Raw genomic sequence first — 17,528 nt, 5'->3', positions numbered from 1 at the left:
GACGGATTCAGGACGCGGCCGGACCGTCCTCCAGTGGCCGACGGGCTTCAGCGAGGGCGACCACGTGCACGAACCATTCCAGCACGGCGCAGAGTTCCTCGCCGTGCGCGGCGAAGACCTCCAAAGGGAAGGAAGGACGCAGGTCCAGCTTCGCTTCGGCCAGTTCGATTCCCTCGATCTCGTTGAACCGGCCCATCAGCTCCCGCCGCATCGGCTCGTCATCGAACGGCGGCCGCCGCTTCAGATGCTGAAGGACGACTTCCACCGTGCCGGTCACCGGGTAGACGGCGATCGGCCACAGGGTGCGCGCGTTACGGGCGGCGCTCGCCTCCAGGGTCGGAAAGCAGCTGGTCTCCTCGGCTTTGCCGTACGCGCGATAGCCGCCCTGCTGTTCCCAGAAACGCAGCGCGCTCAGCACGCCGTCGACGGTCTCCTGCGTCTGGTTGGCCCGGAGTTGCGTCGTGAAACGGTCGGCGGCCGTCTCCTGTCCGTCGTCCGGTTCCTGTGCCGGCGCCCATTCGTCGGAGTCGCTCTTGCCCAGGAGAGTCGCCAGGTCTCCTGCGGTCAGCCGATGCGAGCGGTGGGCCCGGCCCACCGCGTCGAAGCGAACTCCCTCGGCTTCCAGGAGGACTTTGGGGTCGCCGAGTTGCTCGTCGTCGGTCCAGCGGAAGCCCTCCGCGACACGGCCGTCGGCGGTCAGGACACGGTAGGCGCCATGCAGCCCGGGGGCGGATCGCATGTGACTGCCGACGCTGATGGCATGCGTGCCGATGAGCGCGGCGATGTCGCCGTACGTCGTCCAGGTTCCCGACGGCATCGCGCGGAGGGCCTTGCGCAGCTCCTTCCAGCCCGCCCACCCGTCGTCGGCATGGCGCGCGTTCTCGATCGGACCGGGCCACAGCCGGACCGCCCGCTCGGCCAGTTCATCGGCGCGGGCCAGGATCTGCGCTCTGCCCCAGCGTTCCTCGGCCGCGATGCGCTGGTTCATCCGCAGGGCACTGGAGTCGAGGATCTCCTGCTTGCGGCGGAAGGGGTGGTTCGACAGCCGCGCATTGTCCCCGGAGAGCGTCAGGTTGCCCAGCGTATGAACGAGAAGCGCATGGAGCTCTTCGGGGCTCTCCCCGTCTTCGGCCTCCTCGGCGAGCATGTCGAGCCACTGCTGCGCGGGGGTCTGCGGCAGGACGTGTTCCACGGTGAGCCGGGCTTTGGTGTAGTCGACGGGTTCGCTCGCGCTGTAGCTCTCCTCCAGTCGGCGCAGTACCTGGAAGCGCTGGTTGACACGGCCTGCTTTATAGAAGGGACGGGTTCGGACCGCCTCGCGCAGTGCGTCGTTGCCGGGCCACACCCGAGCTCCCGTCTTGGGCCGCGACAGGAAGTGGCGTACGGCCTGAGCGGGTGAGCCGTCCTTGTCCAGCTCCTTGGGGAGCTCCATGAAGACGCGGTTGCTGCCCGTCGTGGAGAGACCGGCCAGCAGACGGCGCACCATGTAGCTCTCGGCGTAACCCAGCGCCTCGGCGGCCTCCTGGGCGGTGCACCGACCGCAGTCCACCAGGTCGAGCAAGTAGAGGGCCAGTGGATAGTGGGTCTGGCCGCCCCATCGGGACAGTCGCTCCAGCACGTCCCGCAGCTCCGGTTCGGGCTCCCGCTCGGGTTCCAGGATGCGCATGAGCCGCTCGGCTCGCTCGGCGAGGGAGGCGATCTCCGCCTGAAGTGCCGCTTCGTCCTGGGACAGCGGCTCGAGCCGCTTCTGCTGATCCCGGTAGATCTCGCTTTGTTTGGCACGGCTGTTGCCGGCCACCACCAGATCGAGCCAGACCAGCAGTTCCAGATTGTCCGGCCCGAGCAGCTCCTGCATGGGCAGCCACAGGGTGCGGTAAACCTGCTCCCCACGGTTGGGAAGACACATGAAGAGGTAGTTGCGCAGCAGGTCGCTCTGGCTCAGACCGACGCCCGTGTTGTTGATGGACTCGAAGATCCGGTAGACGTTATCGCCCTCGGCCGCGGTGATGGCGACGATCGACAGCAGGTTGCCAAGGACCGTCTCCACGGCGTCGGTCCAGACCTCACCGCTGTTCTCCTCCCCCTCTGCGAGGGCATCGAGAAAGAACCGGTAGGCGGCGCCGACGTTTCCCGGGCCACCCGCTTTCGGGGAGGACTCCACGCATGCGATGAAGGCGTCCCGGTCGGCCTGGGTCGGCAGCAGCCGGTAGTGGTCGTCCCCCTCCTGGTACCCGTTGACCAGAAGGAGGTCGTGGATTCGGGCGGCCTTCTTGTCGGCCTTGCGCTCGCGGTGGCGGTCCCGCAGCGCGATGAAGGCGAGCATGAGGGTGGTGAGCCGCTGCTGGCCGTCCACGACGAGCCAACGCTGCATTCCGCCCGCGGCGACACGCTCCGGAGCCAGCACGACGGACCCCAGGAAGTGGGCCGCTGTCGGCCTGTCTTCCAGCCGGTCGTCGACCAACTCCATCACGTCGTCCCACAACTGCTGGAGCTGCTGCCGTTCCCAGCTGTATGTGCGCTGATAGAGAGGAACCTGGAACTGCATCTCGCCCTGGACCAGCTTGCTGAACGTGATCTCCCGAGCCTGCACGCGCGTCCTCTTCGTCGAGTTGTCCGGGGCCAGCCCTTCATTGTCCACCATCCCGGTACGGTGATCCGGAGAATCAGCCAACGCGGGACCGGGAGTTGTGATGGCGACGCTGGGGATCCACAAGGACTTCCTGATGGAGTTCGCCAGGCTGGAGAAGTCGGTTCAAAAGCGCGTCCACGAAGTCTTCGACAAGTTTCAGGAGCACCGGCACGCGGGGCTCCATTTCGAAAAACTCGAAAAGGCCCGGGATCCCCGCATCCGCACCATCCGCATCAACCAGTCCATGCGCGGAGTCGTCCTGGCTCCCGAGTCAGGAGACAGCTTCCTGCTCCTGAAGGTCATGCGCCACGACGACGCGATCGACTGGGCCATCAAACACCGGGCGACCGTCAACTCCGCAACGCAAGGCATCGAGCTGCGCAACGACGTCGCCCTTGAGCGGGCCACCGCCGGCATGCATGCCCTCGCCTCTGCCTCATCCGCGGACACCGCGCCGCTGTTTGCGCACGTCTCGGACAAGGACCTGACCAGGCTGGGGATCGATGCCGAACTACTCCCGCTGATACGTCACCTCAGCCACGAGGCCCATCTCGACGCCCTGCACAAGATCCTGCCGGAGCAGCAGTACGACGTGCTCGCCGGGCTCGCCGCCGGCATGGAGCCGGAAGACGTGTGGCGCGAGGTGGTGCTCATCCAGCTGGAGCAGATTTCTCCCGCTACGTACCCGCAGCTCACCATGGCGTCGAACAGCGGCGCGCCGACGCCCTCCGCCGGGCAGGACGGTCTCTCGGCCGCCATGGCCCGCTCGCAGGGCAGGATCGCCCTGGTCTCGGGGGCCGACGAGCTGACGGAAATTCTGTCGCGCCCCTTCGATGCCTGGAGGGTGTTTCTGCACCCGAGTCAGCGCAAGGTCGCCTACCGGCCGTCGTACAAGGGCCCGGCCCGCGTGATCGGCGGTCCGGGAACGGGCAAAACCGTGGTGGCCCTGCACCGCGCCTTTCATCTGGCACGGCAGCTGCCGGCCGACGCTCCCGACGAGTCGATCCTTCTCACCACATTCACCCGGGATCTCGCCACCGACCTCCGCGGCAATCTCGAGCTGCTGATCCCCGACTCTCAGGTGCGGGCGAAGATCCGCGTCGTCAACGTCGACGCACTCGCCAATCAGATCGTCCGAGAGCACCGCGGCGCCCCCCTGGCCATCGTCACCCGGCAGAAGGAGATCACAGCGCGCTGGGAGCGCATCGCCCGGCAACTCGGAATCGACTTCACCGATGTCTTCCTCGACCAGGAGTGGAGGCACGTCGTCCTCGCCCAGGACCTGCGCTCCCCCGAGGCGTATCTCAAGGCGTCCCGCAGCGGGCGCGGCACCGCTCTCGGCCCATTGAAGCGTGCCCAGGTGTGGCGTGCGATCGAGGCATTCACGAAGGAGCTGCGCCAGGCGGGCGAGTGGACCTTCCTGCAGGTATGCGCGGAGGCAGCTCGGATCCTGGATGAACAGGGTGGCGAACGGCCTTACCGCCATGTGGTGATCGATGAGGCACAGGATCTGCATCCGGCCCAGTGGCGGCTGCTGAGGGCTCTGGTCGCCCCTGGTCCGGACGGCCTGTTTCTCGCGGGCGACACCTACCAGCGTATCTACGGCAACAAGGTGTCCCTGCGCAGCCTCGGCATCTCGGTGGCCGGTCGGTCCACCCGTCTGCGCATCAACTACCGGACCACGCAGGAGATCCTTACCTGGTCCACCGCCCTGCTGACAGGCGAGCGCATCGACGACATGGACGGCGGTGACGAGTCGCTGACCGGCTATCGGTCGGCCTTCCACGGCGCGCCTCCACAGACGCAAGGCTCAAGCAGCAAAACCGAGGAACTCGCGGGCCTGGTGGCCCAGATCGAGGACTGGACCAGAGCCGAAGTCTCGCCGCACGAGATCGGAGTGGCGGTGCGGTACATCCAGCTGGGCAAGGACATCGCACACGCCCTGGAACGAGCCGGTGTGCCCGCTACCGTGCTGGGCGTCACATCGGGGACCGGCGACGGTGTCCGCGTCGGAACCATGCATCGTATGAAGGGGCTCGAATTCCGCTGCGTGGCCGTCGCCGGCGTGAGCGATGGTGTCGTACCGATGCGCGGCGCTATCACTGCGAAGGAAGTGGATCCCCAACAGCATCGGGAGGATCTTCTGGGCGAGTTGAGCCTGCTCTTCGTCGCCTGTACCCGTGCGCGAGATGCCCTCCGGGTCTCCTGGCACGGAGATCCCAGTCCGTTCCTCGGCATGGTTGCGGCATCCTAAAGGAGCCTCTGTCAGTTCTCACTATGTCTGTAATCGGCACAGCAGGGCGGCGGTAGCGCAAATCGGCCTGCCACCCTGCGGCCCTCATGCACACGTCATCATTCCACTGCCTCAGCTGACTCCTGCCAGCCGGCATTCGGCTGCCTCGCGCAGCGCCGCTGCGTGAGGATCGTCGAAGTCGGCGATTAGCCTCAGCACCTGTGCCCAGTGGCGACGGGCTTCCTCCGGGTTTTCGCCGAGTACGGCCGAGGCCAGGCCGTCCAGGGCCAGGGCCTGGTGCCACTCATCGCCGAGATCGCGGTGCGTCGAGGCAGCCTGGCGGTGAAAGTCGGCCGCCTCGGCATGACGTCCGAGGCGGCGGTACACCTCACCAACCCCCTGCCAGGCCAGTGCCTCTCGGCTGCGGTCGGCGAGGCGTCGGTGGAGTGTGGCGGAGCGCTGGTAGGAGGTCAGGGCCTCGGCGTACTGGCCCTTCGCCTGCTGGGCATCGCCGAGGGTCAGCAGCCAGAAGCCCTCCAGACGCAGGTTACGGAGGCTGAGGGCGATATCGAGGGCGGCCTGGGCCGAGACCAGGGATGCTTCGACATCGCCCTGCTCACGCTGGACGTCGCTCAGCACGCGCAGGATGTTGCCCTCGCTACGCTGATCGTTGAGGGTCCGGTGCGCTGCAAGGGCTTGGTCAGTGACGGTTGCCGCCTCCGGAAGCCGCCCGGCGCGGTAGTGGGTGGTGGCGAGGTTGGACAGCGCAGTGGCGGCCCAGTGGGCGGCGTCCTGCTCCTGGAAGGCGGAGATGGCCTGCTCGAAGTAGCGGGCAGCGGTGTCGAGCCGTCTGCCGCGGAGGTGGTTCAGCCCGATCAGATTGAGTGAGCGTGCTTCGCCCAGGCGGTCTCCCAGGTCACGCCGGATCGTCAGCGCGTTCTCGTGGGATTCGAGGCTCTCGGCCAGGCGGTTGAGGCGGGTGTAGGCCATGCCGAGGTAGGTGTGGAGTGCCCCTTGTGCGGCGCGTTCTCCCAGCCGTTCGGCCGCCTCTAGTCCGATGCGGCCCACGGCTGGCCAGCTTGTGCCCGAGGCGGAGGGGAACTGTGCGTTCCACAAGACTGTGGCCAGCTGCCACGCCAGTCGGTCCTGCCCGGCGTCGGCCGCCGTACGGACAGCCTGGAAGAGGTTGGCGTGCTCCCGCTCGGCCCAGTCCACAGCAGCGTCGTAGTCGGAGAACGTCAGCGGGCTGATGTCATCCGAGGCGGGCGTGAGGGGCACGCGATCCTCAGCGGGGTTGATCCAGCCCTGCGCGGCATCGGCGGTGTGCAGGTACCACTCCAGCACGCGGCGCAGAGCTGCCTCCCGCTCGACCGGCGGCTCCTCGTGCTGGGCCTGGTCGATGGCGTAGGCACGCAGAAGGTCATGGAACTGGTAGCGGTCCGGGGCGGTCTGTTCCAGGAGGTGTGCGCCGACCAGAGAGTCCAGCAGTTGCCGGGACCGACTGATGCTGGTCGACCCTGCCAGGGCCGCGGCGGCTTGCAGCCCGAACTCGGGTCCGGGGTGTAGGCCCAGCAGGCGGAACAGGCGGGCGGCTTGCTCGGACAGGGCGCGATAGGACCACGCGAAGACGGTGCGGACGGCTTCGGCCTCCTCGTCGTCGCCCGTGCTCAGAGCGTCCCAGAGGGCCGATTCGTCGCGTAGTTCGGCGATCAGGTCGTCCAGCCGCAGGTGGGGGTGGCTGGCGGCGCGTTCCGCGGCTATCCGCAGAGCGAGCGGAAGTCGTGCGCACAGCCGGGCCAATTCGGCGAGCTTCCGTTCGTCATCGACCGGCCGGTATCCCGCGGTGACGACGCGCAGCAGGGCAACCGCCTCCGGCTCCGGCAGCACACCGAGCGTGAGTCGGCGAGCTCCATCACGGACGGCGAGACCGGATAGGCGGCTGCGGCTGGTGACCAGCACCAGGCTGTGTGCGCTCCCGGGCAGCAACGGCCTGACCTGGCCGACTGTGGCCGCGTTGTCCAGGACGACCAGTACCCGACGGTCGGCCAGCAACGAGCGGTATAGCGCGGCGGCCGCGTCGAGATCCTGCGGTACGGCTTCGGGCTGGACACCGAGCGAGGTCAGCAAGCGGTGCAGGGCCTCGCGGGCCGCGACCGGCTCTCCGGGGTCGTAGCCGCGCAGATTGGCGTACAGTTGACCATCCGGGAAACGCTCCCGGACCTGGTGTGCCCAGCGCAGTGCCAGCGATGTCTTTCCGGCGCCGGCGGTGCCCGCGATCACGTATACCGAGACGACGAGCGGACCGCCGTCCTCGGTGGTGAGGACGGCATTCAACTGACCCAGCTCATCGGTCCGGTTGACGAATCCACCCACGTCGGCCGGTAACTGGCGTGGGACAGGGCTGGAGGAACTCCCCGCGTCCGGTGTGGCCTGCGCGTGGAAGTGGATGCCTCCGTGCACACTTCTCGCCTGGACGACGTCATGTGAGGATCCCGACAGCTCGGAGTGGGTGCTGCCGAAGTGCTCGTCCTGTCCGCCTGGCGATGTGATCGGCCTACTCCCTTCCCGCGTCGCTCAGCGTCGGCGGATCAAGGTGCGCCACCTCACGGTCGAAGTAGGACATCACCTCTTCACCCACCGCGTAGAGCACCTTGATGTAGTTCTCCCAGCGCGTCACAAGGTCACGGTCGGTGTAGCGGATCGCACCGTTCGCAACTCCTGCTTCGGTGTATACGACTTGGAAGACGGTACGGCCGCCCAACACAACCACTTCCGGAAGCGGGCCGGTGTCCTCCGAGGCGGCCACCTGCGCGGCGGGGACGACCCTGATCCGCTGCCCGTACTCCGCACGCTGCCGCTGGGAGCGGAGTTCCCACTGCACATACGGCGTCAGTGGCCTCTCGACCACCCGCACACGGTGAAAGGCATATCCCCTGCGCTCGTCCTCCTGAGCGGCCTTGGCCAAGGTGTCGCGCCGGTCGGCGAGGAGCCGAAGTGCCTCCTCCCAGTCACCCCGACGCAGGGCGTCCCGGCTCGGACTGCCCTGCTCCTCGAAGTGCTGCCGGCGCTCCAGCTTCCAGGAACTCCCGTCACGGACCGCGTCCTCCCGTTGCCGGAAGTCCTGCTTGTAGGCGGTGCGGGTGAGCCGATCGCCCTGCTCGGGAACGAGAACGGGGGCGAGGAGATCAAGCATCGGCGATGTCCTTCTTGGCCGCGCTGAGCATGTTCCCTGGGATGACGACCAGCCGCTCATCCGGAGCGAGGTGCACGCCCTGCGGCAGGCGGGCGCCGTAGACGCCTGTCAGATCCCGGCCGATCACAGCCACATCACCGTTGTCGAGCTGCCAGATGTCCGGACACTCGTCATTGCCGTCGGAGTTACCGAGCTCTTCGGCCGACTTCCCCAGCCGACGCTCGAATAACGGGGACGGGTCAGCCTCCCAGCCACGGGCCATGTCTGCCTCCGGTCGAGGTGGCCGAGCAAGGCTGTGACTACCCACTGTATCCAGGGACACACCCATAGGTGAGAGGGTCGCCCCACGGCCGAGCCGCCGGGTTGGTGGGACGGAAGCCGCCAGGGGCGGCGCCCCGTGCGAGCGGAGCGCCGGTCGGCTACGTACGCGCTCGGGTCACCGGCACCGGCACGGCCGTCTGAATCACCAGCTCACCGCCCAACAACGGCTCGGCTCGTCCTCATTTGCCGCGTCCCCCGCCCCTCCCTCCGTCACGGGGTTCGTCGCCGGTCACCCCAAGTGGTGGTCGCAGTCGTACTTCAGCGCGGTCGCCCGCCGGGTCGACCAGATCGCGGTGATGTCCTACGACACGGCAATGCCCATGGAGAGCCCGTACGGGGGCTATATGGCCCAGCAGACGCGGCTGGCCCTCGAGGCGACCCCACCCGGCACCGACCTGCTGATGGGCCTCCCGCCTTCCACACCGACGACATCGGGCACCACGAGTCGGCCGAGACGGTGACGGCGGCCATCGGGGGCGCTCGCCTCGGGCTGAACGGCGAGGACGCGCGCCGCGAGCGGTTCGGTGTCGCGCTGTACGTGGACTTCGCGGCGACGCCGGGTGACTTGGCCGCGTACCGGAGGGACTGGGGCGCGCCGAACTGACGATGCCGGGATGCGTTCACAAAGGTCGAGCACATTGGCAAAGCGCTGGTCACTCGGTAAGCCCAAGTCCTTCAGGGAGATCCTGGAGGGCTTGCCGACGATCCTTATCCCCGGCTTCTTCACCCATCTGGGTAATGATCGAGATCAGTTCCGCTCGTTCGGTATCTGATAGAGCCCCTAGCGACGTGGCGGCATCCTCAGCCAGAACTGCCGACGCCTCCACAGAGACAGACTCTTCGTCGGACAACTCAAGGGATACAAGCAGCTCGATCAGCGTGCGAGCAATGATGGCATTCATGGTCCTGCTGCCGTGCTCGCCGCGTCAGATTGTGTGAGTCAGGCAGCGCCACCGGAACCTCGTCGGTGCACCAGGAGTGCTCCAGAGCCGACAGACACCACCATCACTGAAACCCCTGACAACCACGAAGCCTGAGCAGCCTTTCCCGCTCAGAGTTGTAATAGTCTGCGACCTCAGGAAGGATTCCGGCCATACAGGCGAAGAACAGATCTCCGGACTCCAATAGCACACGGAAGAACTCACTCTCCTCGACTGCCGAGCTCCGCGACCGTTTACCTCTATCCACCCGAACAAGAACGTAACTCTTTCCTTGCCTTGACAGAGTCAGCTTGGTCGGCTGATCAGGGAGTCTGGTTGATGCGACGCCCGATTCCGAATACTCCTCCATGGCGTTGATGAGATATGACCAGAGTTGATCAATGTAGTCCCAATCATTCAGGGAGAGAATGGGGACGCCATTCACCTCCAACTCCAGGGCACCCTCGATATAGTCCGGGTCCGGAATCCGAAATTGCGCCTGCCCTACAGGCACGAAAGAACCGCCTGGCTCCTTCAGAAAAGAATGTACGGACAGCATGGCCCTCATTATTCGTTGAGCGGGTAGAACTGGCCAACTCGTCCCCGATTGATACCCAGGACGTAGGTTGTCCCGTCAACCTCGCCGGTCACTTGGTACATTTTATCAACGCCACGCCGGTCTATCGTGTCACGGTTCTGCTTGAGTACATCTTCGACAGCCGACCTGACGTCCGTAACGCTCATTTTCGGATCGAAGAAGGATTGTTGACCCTTCGTTGAGCCATCCCAGTACTCCGGGTGATGTCGCTCAAGGAAGTGCTTCATACCCTTCTTGTCCAGCTTTATCTGCTGGCTTCCGAGCTGGTAATCCTTGTTTCGCCAACCTCGGAGTGCTACATGGGCATCCTTACAACCTGCCAGCCCCAGGGGATCGACCCCAGTCCGAGGATCAGGAAGATACCCGTGGTGGTTGGGGGCAGGCTCGAGGCCCAGCGGGTCTGGGGTGACGTAGCGGGCCGTTTCCGGGTCGTAGTGGCGGAAGTAGTTGTAGTGCAGGCCCGTTTCGGGGTCGGCGTATTGGCCGGGGAAGCGGAGGGGGCAGTCGACCGTTGAAGGGCTTGCCCCGGTGGGGAAATCTGTGCCCCAGAGGGTGGTGCGGTGTTGCCAGGACAGGTCACCGGCCGCGGTGACCAACTCCGTTGGGGTGCCGACCAGGTCCGTGATGATGGCGTGGAGGCGCGGTGTGGTGTCGTCGTCGGCGCCGGTGAATTTCTCTATGAGGGATTCGCCGGGCTCGCGCACCAGTGACGTGTGGTCGGTTTGGGTCAGGGGGCGGTGGGTGTCCGGGGTGTAGTCCCAGGTGGTGTGGTTGCCCTCTGGTGTGGATTGTTCGGCCAGGCGGGTGTCTTCCCATGCGAAGGTCAGCGATTCCGCCACCGTGCCGTCCTCGGCCAGGCGTTGTTTGGATATGCGGCGGCCGAGGGGGTCGTATGTGTAGTGCCAGTGATCGCCGTCCGGGGTTGTCGCGTCCGTCAGGCGGTCTTCCGCGTTCCAGGTGTAGGTCCAGGTGCGGGTCCGGCCGTTCAGGAGTTTGCGGGTGCGGCGGGTGAGACGGCCCTGGGCGTCGTGCTCATAAGACGTGCGGGCCGCGCGGTGGATCACCGTGCCGGTGAACTCCCGGTCGCCGGACGCCTCATGGCCCGGGGACGTGGCGTGCGTCAGGTTGCCCGCCGTGTCGTAGGCGTAGGTCTCGGTCCAGCCGTGCGCGTGGACGGCGGTGACACGGCCGGCCGGGTCGAGGTCGAAGCGGCGCGTGCCCGACGTCAGTTCGCGGATCTCGGTGAGGTAGCCGTCCGGGCGGTAGGCGTAGGAGCGGTGTTGGAGGATCCGGTTCGCCTCGTCGCCACGGCCCTCGGCGATGGTCTGGGTCGTCAGGCGGCCTGCCCTGTCCCAGGTCTGGGTCAGTCGCACCGCCTCGCCGACGCGGCGTTCCGTCTCCCGGCCCGCCGCGTCGTACGTGAAGGTCAGGGTGTCTGCCGTCCCGGTGCGCAATGCGACAGGGCGGCCCGACTCGTCGTAGGTCCAGACACTCCTCAGGCCCGAGGGCATCGTGCGTTCGGTGCGGCGGCCCACGGCGTCATACGCGTACGTCGTCGTCCGGCCGTTGACCGTCTCCGACAGGACCCGTCCCAGCGCGTCCCGTTCCAGGGTCAGCTCGACGTCCGGATTCGCCGCTCGCGTCAGGGCGCCCTTCGCGTCGTAGGCATACGTCGTCCCGGTGCCCGTCTCGTCGCGCTGTTCCGTCGTGCGGCCCAGCGCGTCCCGGGTGAAGTGCAGCGTCTCGCCCGCCCCGTTCGTGCGGGTCAGCAGGTCACCCGCCGAGTCGTGGGTGTAGGCCACGGTACGGCCGTTGAAGTCCGTCTCGGAGGTGAGCCGACCCGCCGGGTCGTAGGCGTAGGTCCAGGTCAGGCCCTGCGGGTTGGTGACCTCGGTCAGGCGCAGTTCGGTGTCGTAGGCGAAGGCGTACGTCGCGCCGTCCGGCTCGGTGCGAGTGGCGGGTACGTCGAAGTGGGTGGACGTCTGGTGGGTGGTGTGGCCTGCCGGGTCCGTGTGGGTGAGGAGGTTGCCCTCGCCGTCCCAGGTCCAGCTCTCCCGGGCGCCGTCCGGCTCCTGGCGCCACGCCGGTCTGCCCTCGGTCGTCCAGCCCATACGGGTCGTACGGCCCAGCGGATCCGTCGCCTCCACCACCCGGCCGAAGGGGTCCCGGCGGACGCTCGTGGTGTGGCCCAGCGGGTCCGTCACGGCGATGGGGAGCCCGGCTGGGTCCGGGGTCAGGCGCGTGGTGTTGCCCAGCGCGTCCGTCACCTCGGCCAGGTGGCCCCGCTCGGTGTATGCGTAGGCCGTGGTCGCCCCCAGGGGGTCGGTCGTCGAGAGGAGGTTCCCCGTGTCGTCATACGTGTGGCACCACGTCCCGCCGCCCGGCTCGGTGACCTCCACCGGCAGGCACATCGCGTTGTACGTGGCCTCCGCCCGCGCCCCGTCCGGCAGGGTCACGCCGGTCAGATTGCCGTCCTCGTCATACCCGTAACGCGTCGTGCGCCCCAGAGGATCCGTCACCGCGACCTTACGGTCGCCGCGCGCGTCCCACTCCGTCAGCGTGGTGTGGCCCAGCGGATCGGTCTCCTCGACCAACTGACCGTCCGCGCTGTAGCGATACCGCGTCGCGTGACCGAGCGAGTCCGTGTAGACCGTCGTCCGCGCCTCGTCGTCGTACTCCAGGCAGCCATTGAAGACGCCGTCGCTGCCCTCGGTGCGCACCACCCTCCCTTCCGGCCCGTAGACGTACCGGAACGACGTGCCGTTACGGTCCGTCCAGGACGTCACCCGCCCCTGGCCGTCGTAGGTGAACCGCAGGGGCGTGCCGCTGGAGTTGATGACCTCGGTGAGGTTGCCCGCCTCGTCGTAGCCGTAGCGCATCACCACCGTGCCGCCCGCACGGCCCCGTTCGGGCTCGTAGACCGACGGCGGTTCGTCCAGCAGCCGGAGCGCGGTGACCCGCGGGCCCTCGGTGTCGATGGGGGGGGACCCGACCGGCGGGCGCCCTGCTCCATCTTGTCCTCCGGCGCCCAGTCGCGCTGGTTGAAGGGAAGGTTGGCCAGGATAATGTCGTGGGGCTCGCGCTCGGGCTCCGCGAGGCTGTCCCCGGGCGGGAAGACGTGAGCCGTGATCCCCCGCACCGCGAAGTTCATGCGGGCCACCTGCGAGGTGTGGGCGTGCTGTTCCTTTCCGTGCAAGGACATGGTCGGGTTCAGCTCGACGCGTTCGCGGATATAGCGGTGACTCTCGACGAGCAGTCCCCCTGAACCGCAAACCGGGTCCAGCACTCTGTGCCGGTCGCGGGGGACGACCGCACCGACCATGAGACGCGCCATGTCACCCGGCGTGAAGTAGTGGCTGCCGTCTGCCTGGTCCGCCGAGAGATCGCGGAGGCACTGGTCGAGCAGCGGCCCGACCCGCTGGGTGGAGCCGATGGCCTGGACGAGAGCGTGCAGCGGTCCTTCGGAACCAGGGGGCGGAACGGGCATCAGGCTCCTCGTGTCCACGTCTGCGCTCTGTTCGTCGGCTACGGGAAGCCAGTGGCTCAGACACTTGCTCACGGCAGCGCGGATTCCCGAACCGCGCCCTGCTGGCTGACCCTGCAACCATGACCATGTCGGTACGCCGGTGCCGGGAGCGGCGTGCGCGGTCCGGCTCAGGTACAGCAGCCCGAGGACGAGGCGAGTCGCGTCATGGGCGTTCATCAGCCGCGAGAGGTGCGTGCGGTGTCGGCGCACCTTCGCGAACACCTCGTCGAGCGAGGAGGCACCCTCGGCCTGCACGTGCCCTCCAAGGGCACCCATGTCGCTCACGAGCCCACCACACCCAGGGCGCCCATGACCACGATAAGGAGCGTCAGAGAGCCGGCGAAGGTCAATGCTCCGGTCTTGAAGGCCGCCGTGGGACGCCCTTCCTCGACGACGGTCACGACGCTGCCGACCAGAGCGGCGACAAGTGCCGCGAGGACCGCGATGATCACGTACATCAGCCTCAGCTGCACGGGTTTCCTTCCTGAGGTCGGGGGATCTCCCAGTGGACGAGTGAGCCGGTGATCCCTGGCTTCAAGAAGGACAGTAGAAGACGTAGGCCACGCGCTGCGGGGTGCACGCCGTTTGGGATTTCCTTAGGAATACGCCAGGAGTTCAAGCACTTTCGTCGAGTGCACGTCGTTTGGGATTCAAGACAGCGAGTCGGTGAGGCGGTGTGTCCGGGCCGCCTGGTGCGAGCCGGATCTCACCTGCGCCGCCTACGCCGCGTCAGCTGCTCCCGTCGCATCCGCGATCTGAAGCAGCCGGGCCAGCTCTTCCCGCCCGCGCCTGATCAAATCGAACGCCACCGCCGGGTCCGTGTCCGGCGGCAGCGGGGTATCGGTGAAGACATCCGTAAGGGTGTACGGGCCGAGCAGCCACCGCTGCAGGGCGCGCCAGTCGGCACCCCGGTCAAGCGTTAGGCCGTCCGCCCACGGCAATGCCTCGTACCGGGTGCCGTCGCTGCCATTGGCGTGGAGTAGCCCGGAGCGGCGCACGAGACACGGGAAGCAAACGCCGCAGTTGGCGATGGGAGGCCCGCTCCTTCGGCGGGTTGGCGGCTTACCGCAGCTCAGGGTGGATTCCAGGTCGGACGGAGTGAGGCCCGCATCACGTCCGACCTTGCACACCTCGCCTTTCGTCAGCTGTGCCAAGGGGTTGACCACCTGCACCGTGCTCTCCGTGTCGCTCACGGAAGTTACCAAGGCGTTCAGACTGCCCAGTGTCCGCGGGTGCACGGAACGCGTAGAGCAGGCGGCCGAACGCGCTGGTGTCAGAGGCGGATTGAGGGCGAGCTGGCCGTTCTCGGGGATGTGGACGGTGCCCACCCCGTGCGCGGTGGCGGCGCGGATCGCGCCCGCCGCGTACAGCAGACCACGTGTGCGGGAGGAGGTCTCCAGCCGTGCCCCCGAGCCGTCGCCCGCCGGGGTCTGGCTCATCGGCAACAGCAGCACCGGCCGTGCTCCGACCAGTCGTTCGACGGCCTTGTACACCCGCTGCTGGAGACGCAGCAGGCCGATCTCGCGGAACATCACGAGCAGCAGCGGGCGGGAGTCGTCGGCGCGCGAACGGGTGGCGGCCCAGCTGAGGGAATCCAGTCCGCCGGAGAACAACGCGACTTCCGAGGCACGCGGCTCGTCCGGGGAGACGAGCGCGTCCTCGACGTAGTGACCGGTGAGGGGCCGGAAGTCCACATTCCATAGGTCCCCGGTGAGGACTTGGAGGAGTGCGGTGAGGTGGGTACGGACAGCTGCGCTTCCCCACCGCTCGTGTTCCGTGACGGGTACGGCGAGGCTGATGCGGCGGGTCCACCGGTCCCCTTCTCCGGTCCGGCGTACGTACTTGTCGGCGATGAACGCGGCCCTGGCGACGCGGAACAGGTCCTCGGCCCAGTCGGGGACCGGACCGGGCAGGTGGTGTCGGCCGGTGATGCGGCGCTCCTTTTCTTGGAAGGCTTCCTTGCCGATCTCCGTCCAGCGGTCATCGCGAGGCCGATCCCCGCGATGACCGCGCCACCACAGGAAATGGTCGGAACCGGTCATGCCGCCGCTCCCTCTTCTCCAGTGGTCTCCTCAGTGATCAGGCCGAGTATCTTGCCGACCGCCTGCGGTACCAGCGACTCGGCGATCTTGCGCAGCGCGGTCGAGGGATCCTGCGCAGCGCCCACCACCGATTGCGCGGTGTCCACGGCTTGTGCGAGGTCCGTCGCTTCGGCGGACTCCTCGCAGGGGTTCGGCGCCAGGTCCACCACCTTCTCCGCGACCCAGTCGGCGATCCTGCCTTCCGGATCGGTAGCGATGAGCACCGGCACTGCCAGGTTGACGTGCTCGGCGACAACGGCCTTGAGGAACTCCCCCACCATGTCGGCGAAGAACACCTGGTAGAGATCGCACAGGATGTCCCAGGCAAATCCGCCGCCCGCGCCACCCCCGTTCATGGCGTCGTCCATCTCGGGATGCATGGCCCGGACATCGCGGACCGCCACCGCCATCCCCCTGCGCACTGCGGCGTCGGCGAGTGTGCCGCCGTCCCCACCGACCTCCGAGACGAGACGTGCGACGAGCGCGTCCTCCGACTCCGCGCCCTCGGCGGCCAGCGACCCCAGGGCCCCGGCGAGCCGTTCACCGGCCGCACAGGCCGTGTCGTACAACCCGAAAGCCGATCGATCGGCACGGAGCGTCTCATGCAGGGCGCTCAGGTGGTCCGCAGCGATCTCCTCCAGCCGCTGATCCGCGTTCCGTGAGTCCTCCCGCCAGCGCGCCAGCCGCCTCCTGGCAGAACTCCACCGATCGCCGTTCGGTCCCTTCCATCGCGTGGATGTCCCCACACCGCCCCCAACGATGGTGTCCCAACCTGCGCTTCCTCCATGGCATCAGACCGGGCGATCCCCAGGTAGGGCAGGACTCGGCCAGGGCCCCGCGGACCAGTCAGGTGCTGAAACAACCAAGGGTATCACTCCCCGTGACGCCTACACCTAGTTGCGCGACCAGTCGTAGCGCTGAGTCACAGACGCCCCGCAAGTCCCGGTTCGGGGCAGGTCACGGGCTGGCAGGATTGGCCCTTGCGTCGTGTGTCCTGTTGCCCATGCGCTCTGCGGAGCACCGGGCCGACTCGGCGAGGCCCAGCGGAGGGGCAGTCTTGCCGACGGCCCGATAGGGACTCACTGACGGCGCCTCAAAGCAGGAACATCTGACCGCCTGCACCAGACGGCATCAGTCGCCTGAAGGCCGCTTGCGATCCAACTCCGGTCAAAAGTCATCATCCGGCACACGGGCCGCCGACACGCGGGTCGGCCACGCCAGCATGGATTCTGCGGTCGTACACGAGAAACCCGGTGCAGCGGAGGGTGAAGCCCATGGCCAAGCTCACGGAGGAGCAGAAGCGCCAACGAGCGGCCAAGCGTGCTCTGCGCTCAGCCCTCGATGCCGAAGCGGATGACCGGCGGCATCGTGAGCAGGATGAGCGGTGGAAGCGAGAAGGTACACGTCTCAGCTGGGCGGACTACGTGGCCGGTGAGCCCTGTCGGGGCTGCGGAGAGCCCATGCAAGACGGGCTGGGGGACTGGTATCCCCTCATGAAGTTGTCCGAGTCGGAGAAGCGTGAGTACGAGGAAGCCGACCGGAGGTTCCGCGAGCGGCACGCCGACTGCCGGGGTGGTCGGTGGGGCATCAGCGGTTCTCGGGTGACGCATTGCGGCTTCTGTTGCCCACCACCGCCGATGGGTCCGAAGCGGCTGGAGAAGCTCGCCAGGCTGTTCGCTTCCTGGCCCACACGGGAGGAACGCAAGAAGGACCTCGATACTTGGGACCTCACTCTCCGTTGCGACCATGTGGTGCCCCACATTCAGCATCGCGAGCACAGCCACGTTTCCGCCCGCGTCGTCGACTGCCCGGAATGCGGAGAGCGTCGTGGGGTAGTGAGCAGTGAGCGGGTAGGGCCCGCGTATCGCGATGACGGGACCATCCGTGAGCGGGCGGCAGCTGATCGAGACTGGCTCACCCGGGAACTGGCAGCCGCCGAAGCGAAGCTGACCCGTCAGCGGAAGAGCGCGGAGGCGACCCAACGGCGTATCGCCGAGCTCCAGGAAGAGCTCGGCAGTGAGGCCTGA

12 protein-coding genes and 2 pseudogenes are annotated in these 17,528 nt (G+C 67.3%); 3 read left to right on the top strand and 11 right to left on the bottom strand.

The features are described from left to right. Positions 1–7: 7 nt before the first annotated feature. Positions 8–2,641, bottom strand: coding sequence for a GmrSD restriction endonuclease domain-containing protein (locus NQU54_RS22250; RefSeq protein WP_257632595.1), 2,634 nt, complete (start codon positions 2,639–2,641; stop codon positions 8–10). Positions 2,642–2,690: 49 nt separating this feature from the next. Between NQU54_RS22250 and NQU54_RS22245 the strand changes: the two genes are divergently transcribed. Beyond that, positions 2,691–4,883 (top strand): UvrD-helicase domain-containing protein, encoded by a 2,193-nt coding sequence (locus tag NQU54_RS22245; protein WP_257632594.1) that lies wholly within the window; start codon positions 2,691–2,693, stop codon positions 4,881–4,883. 111 nt (positions 4,884–4,994) lie between these two features. Here NQU54_RS22245 and NQU54_RS22240 read toward each other — a convergent pair whose 3' ends face one another. From NQU54_RS22240 to NQU54_RS22230, 3 genes are all read right to left on the bottom strand, one after another. Further along, the gene (locus NQU54_RS22240) at positions 4,995–7,322 is read right to left on the bottom strand and encodes an ATP-binding protein (RefSeq protein ID WP_257632593.1); all 2,328 of its coding nucleotides are present in this window, start codon (positions 7,320–7,322) and stop codon (positions 4,995–4,997) included. A gap of 94 nt (positions 7,323–7,416) precedes the next feature. Further along, a complete protein-coding gene (locus NQU54_RS22235; RefSeq protein WP_257632592.1) occupies positions 7,417–8,055 on the bottom strand; it encodes a DUF6879 family protein in 639 nt (212 codons plus the stop codon). After that, the gene (locus NQU54_RS22230; RefSeq protein ID WP_257632591.1) at positions 8,048–8,317 is read right to left on the bottom strand and encodes a hypothetical protein; all 270 of its coding nucleotides are present in this window, start codon (positions 8,315–8,317) and stop codon (positions 8,048–8,050) included. Before NQU54_RS22230 ends, NQU54_RS22235 begins: the two co-directional genes overlap by 8 nt. A 274-nt stretch (positions 8,318–8,591) precedes the next feature. Here NQU54_RS22230 and NQU54_RS22225 point away from each other — a divergent pair. Continuing rightward, positions 8,592–8,980 (top strand): annotated as a pseudogene (locus NQU54_RS22225) (hypothetical protein); the annotation flags it as partial. Positions 8,981–9,029: 49 nt separating this feature from the next. On the opposite strand, the gene NQU54_RS22220 reads toward NQU54_RS22225, so the two are convergent. From NQU54_RS22220 to NQU54_RS22190, 7 genes and pseudogenes are all read right to left on the bottom strand, one after another. Continuing rightward, a complete protein-coding gene (locus tag NQU54_RS22220) occupies positions 9,030–9,278 on the bottom strand; it encodes a hypothetical protein (RefSeq protein WP_257632590.1) in 249 nt (82 codons plus the stop codon). A 103-nt stretch (positions 9,279–9,381) separates the two neighbouring features. After that, on the bottom strand, positions 9,382–9,855 hold the full coding sequence (locus NQU54_RS22215) for a hypothetical protein (RefSeq protein WP_257632589.1): 474 nt from the start codon (positions 9,853–9,855) through the stop codon (positions 9,382–9,384). 350 nt (positions 9,856–10,205) lie between these two features. Next, positions 10,206–12,872: pseudogene (locus NQU54_RS22210) on the bottom strand (RHS repeat-associated core domain-containing protein); the annotation flags it as partial. After that, on the bottom strand, positions 12,773–13,381 hold the full coding sequence (locus NQU54_RS22205) for an HsdM family class I SAM-dependent methyltransferase (RefSeq protein ID WP_306278960.1): 609 nt from the start codon (positions 13,379–13,381) through the stop codon (positions 12,773–12,775). The pseudogene NQU54_RS22210 and the gene NQU54_RS22205, both read right to left, overlap by 100 nt. 320 nt (positions 13,382–13,701) lie before the next feature. Beyond that, positions 13,702–13,893, bottom strand: a complete 192-nt coding sequence (locus NQU54_RS22200) for a hypothetical protein (protein WP_257632587.1) — start codon at positions 13,891–13,893, stop codon at positions 13,702–13,704. A 246-nt stretch (positions 13,894–14,139) separates the two neighbouring features. Then, positions 14,140–15,462, bottom strand: a complete 1,323-nt coding sequence (locus NQU54_RS22195; RefSeq protein ID WP_257632586.1) for a 7-cyano-7-deazaguanine synthase — start codon at positions 15,460–15,462, stop codon at positions 14,140–14,142. Next, positions 15,459–16,070: a hypothetical protein gene (locus NQU54_RS22190; RefSeq protein WP_257632585.1), complete on the bottom strand. Its 612-nt coding sequence runs from the start codon at positions 16,068–16,070 to the stop codon at positions 15,459–15,461. Before NQU54_RS22190 ends, NQU54_RS22195 begins: the two co-directional genes overlap by 4 nt. Positions 16,071–16,775: 705 nt before the next feature. On the opposite strand from NQU54_RS22190, the gene NQU54_RS22185 reads away from it, so the two are divergent. Continuing rightward, positions 16,776–17,528 carry a hypothetical protein gene (locus NQU54_RS22185; RefSeq protein WP_257632584.1) on the top strand — a complete coding sequence of 251 codons (753 nt, stop codon included), beginning with the start codon at positions 16,776–16,778 and terminating at the stop codon, positions 17,526–17,528.

It is taken from the genome of Streptomyces malaysiensis subsp. samsunensis (assembly GCF_024519315.1).
In the GTDB taxonomy this organism is placed as follows: domain Bacteria; phylum Actinomycetota; class Actinomycetes; order Streptomycetales; family Streptomycetaceae; genus Streptomyces; species Streptomyces malaysiensis.
The sequence above is the reverse complement of the archived record's forward strand: the minus strand, read 5'-3'. Positions and strand labels throughout refer to the sequence as shown.

What these genes read in the sequence shown, in the direction of transcription:
- NQU54_RS22245 (WP_257632594.1), top strand. Translation starts at nt 2,691, where the DNA reads ATGGCGACGCTGGGGATCCACAAGGACTTCCTGATGGAGTTCGCCAGG.
- NQU54_RS22195 (WP_257632586.1), bottom strand. Translation starts at nt 15,462, where the DNA reads ATGACCGGTTCCGACCATTTCCTGTGGTGGCGCGGTCATCGCGGGGAT.
- NQU54_RS22230 (WP_257632591.1), bottom strand. Translation starts at nt 8,317, where the DNA reads ATGGCCCGTGGCTGGGAGGCTGACCCGTCCCCGTTATTCGAGCGTCGG.
- NQU54_RS22220 (WP_257632590.1), bottom strand. Translation starts at nt 9,278, where the DNA reads ATGAATGCCATCATTGCTCGCACGCTGATCGAGCTGCTTGTATCCCTT.
- NQU54_RS22205 (WP_306278960.1), bottom strand. Translation starts at nt 13,381, where the DNA reads ATGCCCGTTCCGCCCCCTGGTTCCGAAGGACCGCTGCACGCTCTCGTC.
- NQU54_RS22235 (WP_257632592.1), bottom strand. Translation starts at nt 8,055, where the DNA reads ATGCTTGATCTCCTCGCCCCCGTTCTCGTTCCCGAGCAGGGCGATCGG.
- NQU54_RS22185 (WP_257632584.1), top strand. Translation starts at nt 16,776, where the DNA reads ATGGCCAAGCTCACGGAGGAGCAGAAGCGCCAACGAGCGGCCAAGCGT.
- NQU54_RS22250 (WP_257632595.1), bottom strand. Translation starts at nt 2,641, where the DNA reads ATGGTGGACAATGAAGGGCTGGCCCCGGACAACTCGACGAAGAGGACG.
- NQU54_RS22215 (WP_257632589.1), bottom strand. Translation starts at nt 9,855, where the DNA reads ATGCTGTCCGTACATTCTTTTCTGAAGGAGCCAGGCGGTTCTTTCGTG.